7 protein-coding genes and 1 tRNA gene are annotated in these 9,170 nt (G+C 55.3%); 4 read left to right on the top strand and 4 right to left on the bottom strand.

Annotated features, from left to right (window positions below; all coding sequences use genetic code 11):
- Positions 1 to 42: 42 nt before the first annotated feature.
- From BLQ24_RS06355 to BLQ24_RS06345, 3 genes are all read right to left on the bottom strand, one after another.
- Positions 43 to 127, bottom strand: a tRNA-Leu gene (locus tag BLQ24_RS06355).
- Between the two features lie 141 nt (positions 128 to 268).
- A complete protein-coding gene (locus BLQ24_RS06350; protein WP_090163817.1) occupies positions 269 to 1,648 on the bottom strand; it encodes an NAD(P)/FAD-dependent oxidoreductase in 1,380 nt (459 codons plus the stop codon).
- A 162-nt stretch (positions 1,649 to 1,810) separates the two neighbouring features.
- Entirely contained in the window at positions 1,811 to 2,107 is a 297-nt protein-coding gene (locus BLQ24_RS06345; protein ID WP_090163820.1) for a DUF1292 domain-containing protein, read from the bottom strand.
- Positions 2,108 to 2,428: 321 nt separating this feature from the next.
- On the opposite strand from BLQ24_RS06345, the gene BLQ24_RS06340 reads away from it, so the two are divergent.
- The 4 genes from BLQ24_RS06340 to proC all read left to right on the top strand — a co-directional run bounded on the left by BLQ24_RS06340 (position 2,429) and on the right by proC (position 7,457).
- Positions 2,429 to 3,022 (top strand): TetR/AcrR family transcriptional regulator, encoded by a 594-nt coding sequence (locus BLQ24_RS06340; protein ID WP_090163815.1) that lies wholly within the window; start codon positions 2,429 to 2,431, stop codon positions 3,020 to 3,022.
- Between the two features lie 203 nt (positions 3,023 to 3,225).
- The gene (locus tag BLQ24_RS06335; RefSeq protein ID WP_090163813.1) at positions 3,226 to 4,149 is read left to right on the top strand and encodes a trans-4-hydroxy-L-proline dehydratase activase; all 924 of its coding nucleotides are present in this window, start codon (positions 3,226 to 3,228) and stop codon (positions 4,147 to 4,149) included.
- A gap of 5 nt (positions 4,150 to 4,154) precedes the next feature.
- Positions 4,155 to 6,530, top strand: coding sequence for a trans-4-hydroxy-L-proline dehydratase (gene hypD / locus BLQ24_RS06330; protein ID WP_090163811.1), 2,376 nt, complete (start codon positions 4,155 to 4,157; stop codon positions 6,528 to 6,530).
- 111 nt (positions 6,531 to 6,641) lie between these two features.
- Positions 6,642 to 7,457 (top strand): pyrroline-5-carboxylate reductase, encoded by an 816-nt coding sequence (gene proC / locus BLQ24_RS06325; RefSeq protein WP_336433267.1) that lies wholly within the window; start codon positions 6,642 to 6,644, stop codon positions 7,455 to 7,457.
- A 127-nt stretch (positions 7,458 to 7,584) separates the two neighbouring features.
- Here proC and BLQ24_RS06320 read toward each other — a convergent pair whose 3' ends face one another.
- Positions 7,585 to 9,165, bottom strand: coding sequence for an AAA family ATPase (locus BLQ24_RS06320; protein ID WP_090163818.1), 1,581 nt, complete (start codon positions 9,163 to 9,165; stop codon positions 7,585 to 7,587).
- Positions 9,166 to 9,170: the final 5 nt, after the last annotated feature.

Raw genomic sequence — 9,170 nt, 5'->3', positions numbered from 1 at the left:
AAAAAACCGGTAATCGACAACTGTCAATTACCGGCTCATCCTTGGTGCGGTTGGAGGGATTCGAACCCTCATGACTCGCATCACACGGACCTGAACCGTGCGCGTCTGCCAATTCCGCCACAACCGCATATCTGATTTTCGCTGCTCTCGTGAGCAACATCATTAGTATAAGGGGAACCGGTGGAGATTGCAAGGAAAATCTGCAGCCCCCACCGTATTCTTTTTCGTACACTCCCACCGGGCACGTCTATGCGCCCGGCTGCACTCCCTACTGATATTTCTCCGCCAGCTCCCGGGCCACATAGATTCCGGACGCCGAAGCCTGGGACAGGGAGTGGGTCACCCCGGAACCGTCACCGATGGCATAGAGCCCCGGCACCCGGGTCATCAGATTTGAATCCACTTCCACCTTGGAATTATAGAATTTCACTTCCACACCGTAGAGAAGAGTATCCTCATTGGCCGTGCCCGGCGCAATGGTATCCAGCGCATAGATCATTTCGATGATATCATCCAGCTGCCGCTTCGGAATCACCAGGCTCAGATCCCCTGCCGTAGCGTGAAGGGTCGGCTTCGTGAAGCACTTCTCCATGCGGCGGGCGCTGCTCCTTCTCCCTTTGACCAGATCCCCGAAGCGCTGCATCAGCACGCCGCCTCCCAGCATGTTGGACAGACTCGCAATGGCCTGACCGTACTCGTTGGAATCCTCGAAGGGCTCCGTGAAGTGGTTGGACACCAGCAGCGCAAAGTTCGTGTTCTCTGTCCGGAGTTCCGGATTGGAATAGCTGTGGCCGTTCACCGTGACGATGCCGTTGGTGTTTTCGGAAACCACCTCGCCGTACGGATTCATGCAGAAAGTCCGGACCAGATCGTTATATTTCTCTGTCTGATAAACGATCTTACTCTCGTACACCTGGTCGGTGATATGCTTGAACACCTCCGCCGGCAGCTCCACCCGGACACCGATGTCCACCCGGTTCTTCTTCGTCGGAATACCGAACTTGCCGCAGATTTCCGACATCCACTCCGATCCCGAGCGGCCGGTGGCCAGAACCACGTCGGCTGCCCCGTAGGTTTCCTTGTCCGTGTGCACCCGGAACGTGCCGTCCCCTTCCTGGGTGATGTCAGCCACCCGTTCATAAAAATGAATGTCGATCCGGTCCTTCACATACTCATAGATGTTGCCCAGGATCTTCACATTGGTGTCCGTTCCCAGATGCCGGACCTGGGCATCCAGCAGATGCAGGTCATGCTGCAGACACTTCGTCTTCAGCTCCGAGTTGGCGGTGGAATATAGTTTGGCGCCGCTGCCTCCCATTCCGCAAAGCACCTCGTCCACATAATACATCAGCGCCATGGTCTTCTCCTCGCCCAGATACTGATGGAGATCTCCGCCGAACTGGGTTGTCAGATTATATTTCCCGTCTGACAGTCCGCCTGCGCCCCCGTATCCGTTCATGATACTGCAGGGATTGCAGTTGATGCACTGCTTCGTCTTCCCGGTGCTGATCGGGCACACCCGCTTCTCAATCGGGCCTCCGGCATCAATTACCAAAACCCGGGCATTGTTCTGCACCTTGGTCAGCTCATACGCCATGAACACGCCGCCCACGCCGGCGCCGCACACTACGATATCATATTTCTCCATGTGATTCCTTTTCCTTTCTGCCCGGACCCTCTCTATCCGGGGACAAAAAACGATCTGCTGCCGTTCGCCGGCGGCATTTCCGGGACCGCCCCATGAAAAATGCACCCCCGGCGAAAGCCGGTCGGTGCATTGCGAAAACTCCGGAATGTTTCGGAATCGGATCTACTCCTCTTCCGCTTCCTGGCTGGCCATGATCTCGTCGAATTCATGGGCCACCTTGTTAAACAGTGCATCATCTGTGATGTCGATCAGCTCGAACGATGCGTCATCATACTCCTGATAACGATACAGGTAAACATCATCGCTTCCATCATCCGGAATCAGCGCAATATAATCCTTGTCATCATAATCGAAAACACCCAGGATCTCACAATCCACCTTGGAACCGTCGTCGAACTCCAGTGTGATGACTTCCGCCTCTTCCTCTTCCGGAATCAGTGTGTTCTTCTCGTCTGCCATTTCCTTCTCCATTCTCCGCAAACTGCGGCGTGCCGGCAGGAATCCCGCCGCCGCCCCGCACCGGGGCCGGGATCCGCATCCTGCAATGAAACAGGGCTGTACGCCCAATCACAATTACAACTTAATATAACATCAATCCTTTCAATACGCAACATCACAGCCGTTGATTTTCTTCCCTCCGGAGCCTGCCGAAGTGTCTTACTTTTCTTTACATTCGACCTTTTATCGACTATCATTACATATGTGTGATAACTGATGTGAAAGGAGTGCCGGTGCCTGCAGCTCCGGCACTGCGTTACGATACAGAAAGAAAGCGTGAGAATGATGAGAGAAAACAGAAGCCTGAAAGAAGTGATCATTGAATCGGCCTGGGAACTGTTCTCCGAGAAAGGATATGACCAGACCACCATTAACGATATTATTTCGAAAGCGGGGATTTCGAAGGGTTCCTTCTACTACTACTTCCGCAGCAAGGACACCCTGCTGAACACCCTCTCCAATGTGCTGGATAACAAGTATAAGCAGTTCGAAATGGAAATGTCCCGGGATATGAACCGGTTCGATGAGCTGATTGAACTGAATTACCGGATGCACAACTATATCGGAAAGAAGCTGGACTACCGCCTTCTGGCCAACCTCTACGCCTCCCAGCTCACGAAAGCGGAAGACAGCAATCTGCTGGACCGGAACCGCTACTATTTCCGTATGATCACCCGGCTGATCGACGAGGGCCAGAAACGGGGCGAAATTGTCGCTGACCGGCCGGTCCACGAGATCGCCCGTATCTACGGACTCTGCGAACGGGCGCTGATCTCCGACTGGTGCATGAACAACGGGGAATACGATCTGGGAGAGATGAGTCACCAGTACATGCCCCTCCTTTTCAGCACGTTCCGGGGAAAGCCGGAGAAATAGATTTTTTACAACGAAATACCCTGAAAATCATCTGCGGCGGGTCATCCCGCCGCATTGTTATTTTCTATGCAGCAATTCGATTATTTTTTGACAAATGAATTGCATCTCCTCCGGGCGTATAGTAGAATAAGGGTGAAGATTTTAGACTACGGTCTAAACCTGATACGACTCCGCCAACACACCAATGCAGGAGGTCAGATACCATGTCTGATGCGCCAGTTATTACGAACATACAGAAATATTCCATCCACGACGGCGACGGGATCCGCACCTCGGTTTTTTTCAAGGGCTGCCCCCTTCGCTGTCTCTGGTGTCATAACCCGGAGACCCAGGTGTACGAACGGCAGATCCAGTTCGACCCGGAGAAATGCACGGGCTGCGGCAGGTGTGCCCGTGCCTGTCCGGAGCAGGCAATTTCCATCGATCCGGGTACGGCGAAAGCCTGTACGGACACTGCCCTTTGTCAATTCCACGGAAAATGCGAGGAGGCCTGCGTCACCGGCGCCCGTGCCGTCCTGGGCAGACAGTACACCGTGCAGGAAGTCATGAAGGAGATCATGAAGGACGAGATGTTCTACGAGCAGTCCGGCGGCGGCGTCACGCTGAGCGGCGGCGAAGTCATGACCCAGAACATGGACTACATCGAGGAGCTGGTAAAGAAACTTCATCGGGAAATGATCACGGTGTACATCGACACCTGCGGTCAGGCGCCCTATGAGAATTTCCACCGCATCCTGCCTTATGTCCATACTTTCCTGTACGACCTGAAATGTATGGATCCGGAAACCCACCGGAAATACATGGGAGTGGGCAACTCTCTCATCCTGGAGAATCTGAAGCGCCTCAGCGAGGACGGCGCCAGAATATATATCAGAATACCGACCGTACCGGGTGTCAGCGGGACGGAAGAGAACATGCGGGAAACGATCGCTTTTCTGAAGAACAATCACATTCACACACCACAGATCAATCTGCTGCCTTACCACAACACCGGCAGCGGGAAGTATGCGAAGCTGGGCCGCACTTACGGCGGAGCAGAACTGGAAGTTCCGTCGAAGGAGCAGATGGAACACTTCGCAGAGATGTTCCGGGCGGCAGGTTACAGCAACACGAAAATCGGAGGTTAATCGAAATGGCTGACAGAGGAATGAACGAAAGAATCCGGCGTCTCCGCAGGATCAGCACCACCACACCGGCACACATCGACCTGGAGCGGGCGAAGATTGAAACAGATTTTTATCGGGAAAACGAAGGAAAATATTCCACCCCGGTTATGCGGGCGATGGTACTGAAGGAGTATTTCTCCAGGAAGACCCTGTATCTGGGTGATGACGAACTGATTGTGGGCGAGAAGGGAAAGGATCCCCAGGCTTCCCCGACCTTCCCGGAGATCTGCACCCACACTGTGGAAGATATGAAGATCATGGATGCCCGGGATCTGGTTTCCTTCAAGGTGACGGATGAGGACATCGCACTGCAGGAGAAGGAGATTATCCCGTTCTGGAAGGGGAAGTCCACTCGGGAGAAGCTGCTGGCCAGAATGACAGACGAGTGGAAGACCGCATACGCTGCCGGTATGTTCACAGAGTTCATGGAGCAGCGGGGCCCGGGTCACACCTGCGGCGGCGACCGGATCTGGACCCACGGCTATCTGGACTACAAGCAGGAAATTCAGGATGCCATCGACAGACTGGACTATATGAACGATCCGGAGGCGCTGGACAAATTCGAAGAACTCACCGCCATGTCCATTGACTGCGATGCGATCTGCATTCTGGGCGAGCGGTACTACAAGCTGGCGCTGGAAAAGGCGGCAGAAGAGAAGGACCCGCAGAGAAAGAAGGAACTGGAGCAGATTGCGGCGAACTGCGCCGTGGTTCCGGCCCACAAGCCGCAGACCTACTGGCAGGCGCTGCAGGCATACTGGTTCACCCACCTGGCGGTTACCACTGAGCTGAACCCATGGGACGCCTTCTCCCCGGGCCGTCTGGACCAGCACCTGTTCCCATTCTATGAAGCGGATACGGAAGCGGGTATTCTGGACGACGAGCACGCACTGGAGCTTTTGGAGTGCCTGTGGGTGAAGTTCTACAACCAGCCGGCGCCGGTGAAGGTCGGTGTCACGCTGAAGGAATCGGGAACCTACACGGACTTCGCCAATATCAACACCGGCGGCATCACACCGGAAGGAAAGAACGGCGTCAATGCGGTCAGCTACCTGATTCTGGACTGCATGGATGAAATGCAGCTGGTGCAGCCGAACTCCAACGTACAGATTTCCAAGAAGACGCCGCAGAAGTTCCTGAAGAGAGCCTGTGAAATTTCCCGGAAAGGCTGGGGACAGCCGGCGTTCTACAACACCGACGAGCTGGTGCAGGAACTGATGAACGCCGGAAAAACCGTGGATGACGCCCGCTGCGGCGGTTCCTCCGGATGTGTGGAAACCGGATGCTGGGGCAAGGAAGCCTACATTCTCACAGGCTACCTGAACATCCCGAAGATTTTCCAGCTGACTCTGTATGACGGATATGACACCTGCACAGAGCAGCAGCTGGGTCTGCACACCGGAAATGCCCAGGACTTCCAGACTTTTGAAGAACTCTGGAATGCGTTCGAGAAGCAGATGAAGTACTTCGTGGACATGAAAATCCGGGGAAACAATGTGATCGAGAAGATCTTCGCCGAAGAACTGCCTGCCCCGTTCCTTTCCATCGTCACCGACGACTGTATTCAGAACGGAAAGGACTACAACGCAGGCGGCGCCCGGTATAACACGAGATACATCCAGGGTGTGGGCATCGGCACGGTTACCGACTGTGCGGCCGCCATCAAGTACAACGTATTCGACCAGAAGAAGTTCACCATGGCGGAACTTCTGAAGGCCATGGAGGCGGACTTCCAGGGATTCGACGACATCTACAGCATGGTGCATGACAAGTCCCCGAAGTACGGCAACGATGACGACTATGCAGATGATATCATGAAGGAGATCTTCGATCTGTATCATGACACCATCACCGGCCGGCCGACGGTCTGCGGCGGAACCTATCATATCGATATGCTGCCGACCACCTGTCATGTGTACTTCGGCGACGTCATCCTGGCAACGCCGAACGGCCGGAAAGCCCATAAGCCGGTGTCCGAAGGTATCTCTCCGGAGAAATCCGCCGATGTGAACGGCCCGACCGCCGTCATCAAGTCCTGTGCAAAGATGGATCACATCGCCACCGGCGGCACACTGCTGAATCAGAAATTCACACCGGGGGTTGTGGCCGGAGAAGCCGGACTGGATAACATGGCGAATCTGATTCGTTCCTATTTCGCCATGGACGGACATCATATCCAGTTCAACGTGGTGGATCGCCAGACACTGCTGGATGCCCAGGCCCACCCGGAAGAATATCAGGACCTCATCGTCCGTGTAGCAGGCTACAGTGACTATTTCAAGAATCTGGACAAGCAGCTGCAGGATGAGATCATCGAAAGAACAGAACAGTCTTTCGAATAATACCAACACAAGGCGGCGCGCGGGCGCCCGGCATGCCGGGACGTCCGCGGGTCCTTTGTCATATCTAATATTTATTCCAAAACGACTATTTTCAAAGGTAACGGAAGGAGCATTGAAATGAAGTTAGGATTTATCGGATGCGGCGTTATGGCCAATGCAATGATGGGCGGTATCATCAAGAACGGACTGCTGAAGCCGGAAGAAATCTGGGGGGCAGACCCGTTCGAAGGCAGCCGTCAGAAAACAAAGGAACAGAACGGCATCCACGTCACGGAAAGTAATCTGGAAGTGATCGAGAACTGCGATGTTGTTTTCCTGACCATCAAGCCGCAGTACTATGCAGATGCGATCGCCAGCTTCCGGGATCACGTCAGAGAAGACCAGATGTTCATTTCCATCGGCGCCGGCCGTACCCTGGACTATATCGCAGAGCAGTTTGAAAACAAGCCGGTGAAGGTCGTCCGTGTCATGCCGAACACCCCGGCCCAGGTTGCGGAAGGCATGTCCGCCGCCTGCCCGAATCAGTACGTTACAGAAGAGGAAACCCAGACAGCCCTGACCATCCTGCGGGCCTTCGGCAAGGCGGAGCTCATGCCGGAAAGTCTTTTCGACGTGGTAACCGGTGTCAGCGGCAGCGGTCCGGCCTACGTATGCATGTTCATTGAAGCGATGGCGGACGCTGCGGTTCTGGGGGGCATGCAGCGGAGCCAGGCATATACCTTCGCAGAGCAGACCGTTCTGGGCACTGCCAAGATGCTGATGGAAACCGGACTGCACCCGGGCGTCCTGAAGGACATGGTTTCTTCCCCGGCCGGCACCACCATTGCGGCGGTCCGCAAGCTGGAAGAAGAGGGCCTGCGCCGCGCCGTGATTGAGGGCGTGAACGCCTGCACCGAGAAGTCCATCCAGATGCAGAGTGCGAAGTAGTCTTCCCTTCCTTCGGATGAGACGACAAAAAAACACCCGCAGTCCGGTCTCATACCGTTCTGCGGGATCATAAACATTCTCTTCCCGGGGCCCGCATGATACATCGTGCGGGCCCCGGATTTCAATTCTACTTCTGCAGCATTTCTGCAATCTGCTGCAGCCCTTCCTGCTGCCGGGCGGAAGCAGCTTCCTGGTTTTCCGCCTCCGCATCCCGGATCTCTCCCCGGATTTTCTGCTCCACATCGTCGAAGAGCAGCTCCCGGTTATGGCGGTAGTAGGCTTCGCAGCCGAAATTCTGAACGAACCAGCTGGTGTCATATCCCGCCGTGACATTGGTGACGAAGATGACCATCTCCTGGCTGTCTCCCAGGGCCTGCTCCAGGAAACCGAAAGCATGGTCGAAGGAGGAAGAGGTGTCATCCACCTGTTTTCCCCGATCTTCCACCACTCCGGCGAACCACTCCCTCACCAGGTCCATGGCCTGATCAGAAGATGCACCCGCCGCCTCATTCCGCAGATCGGAAGTGTATCCATCCAGAATCCTGTATTCCTTCTGCAGCAGCTCCCGCTCTTCCCGGGACAGCCGCTTCTCTTCCTCGGCATTCTTCAGTTCCCGGAGCACACTGTCCGCCAGTTCCTCCATCCGGTCCCCCGGATCCTTTCCCTCTTCCAGACCGCTGCGGAAGCGGATCAGGTCACTGTGAAGCGCACCGGCCAGGGCATCTTTCCGCCGTGTCTCCCGCGCCTTGTCTGACAGGCGGGCATGGAGCAGTCCCATGACCGAGAGCTTTTCGTCGAAAGGCGCCGTCTGAAAAGAACGGGTCGTCACCGGCTTCCAGCTTCCCCGCAGAATCTCATCCACATGGTAGGTCTCCTGGTATTTCCGGTACAGATCCAGGTATCCGGCGAAATCCCGGGCGATCCCCGGAAGCTGGATATACTCGCTGATCATCTGCCGGTCCGGACGGATTCCCAGTTTCTCGTAGGCCTGCAGCATCTCACTCAGATCCTCCCAGCCCCGGGCGGTGATGAACCGCATGCCGTCCACCGTGTTCTCAATCCGGAAGAAGTTCTCCTTCTTGATATCCAGGTAGCTGATGATGGCGCCGTGAATTCCGTTCCGGTAGGCGTATTCCTTCCAGACACTGAAATCTTCCTGTACCTCAATCATCTTCACCCGGTCCATGGTGGCCACGTCGAATTCCCGGGCGGACTTATTGTATTCCGGCGGATTGCCTGCGGTGACAATCAGCCAGCCGTCCGGCAGTTTCCGGTTCCCGAAAGTCTTGTACTGCAGGAACTGCAGCATCACCGGAGTCAGGGTCTCCGACACACAGTTGATCTCGTCCAGGAACAGGATTCCTTCCTGCCTCCCTGTTTTCTCCATCATCTCATACACCGTGGCCAGAATTTCACTCATGGTGTATTCCGTCACCGGGGTGTCCTCCCCCTGAAACTGCTGATGGACGATGAACGGAAGTCCGATCACGCTTTGCCTGGTATGGTGGGTCATGGTATAAGAGATCAGCGGAATGCCTTCCTCCTCTGCAATCTGCTCCATGATCTGGGTCTTACCGATCCCCGGCGGCCCCATGAGCAGCACCGGCCGCTGCCGCTTCGGCGGGATCAGATAGTTGCCCAGATCATCCTTTGACAGATAGGCTCTGAGCGTATTCCGGATCTCCTGCTTCGCCTGCTTGATATTCATTGCCA

The sequence above is a fragment of the Eubacterium pyruvativorans genome, from assembly GCF_900102225.1.
Classification (GTDB): Bacteria; Bacillota; Clostridia; order Peptostreptococcales; family Anaerovoracaceae; genus Aminicella; species Aminicella pyruvativorans.
The sequence above is the reverse complement of the archived record's forward strand: the minus strand, read 5'-3'. Positions and strand labels throughout refer to the sequence as shown.

Bases quoted from the DNA above. Each gene is read 5' to 3' on its own strand.
- BLQ24_RS06335 (WP_090163813.1), top strand. From the start codon at position 3,226: ATGTCTGATGCGCCAGTTATTACGAACATACAGAAATATTCCATCCAC.
- BLQ24_RS06320 (WP_090163818.1), bottom strand. From the start codon at position 9,165: ATGAATATCAAGCAGGCGAAGCAGGAGATCCGGAATACGCTCAGAGCC.
- BLQ24_RS06340 (WP_090163815.1), top strand. From the start codon at position 2,429: ATGATGAGAGAAAACAGAAGCCTGAAAGAAGTGATCATTGAATCGGCC.
- hypD (WP_090163811.1), top strand. From the start codon at position 4,155: ATGGCTGACAGAGGAATGAACGAAAGAATCCGGCGTCTCCGCAGGATC.
- BLQ24_RS06345 (WP_090163820.1), bottom strand. From the start codon at position 2,107: ATGGCAGACGAGAAGAACACACTGATTCCGGAAGAGGAAGAGGCGGAA.
- BLQ24_RS06350 (WP_090163817.1), bottom strand. From the start codon at position 1,648: ATGGAGAAATATGATATCGTAGTGTGCGGCGCCGGCGTGGGCGGCGTG.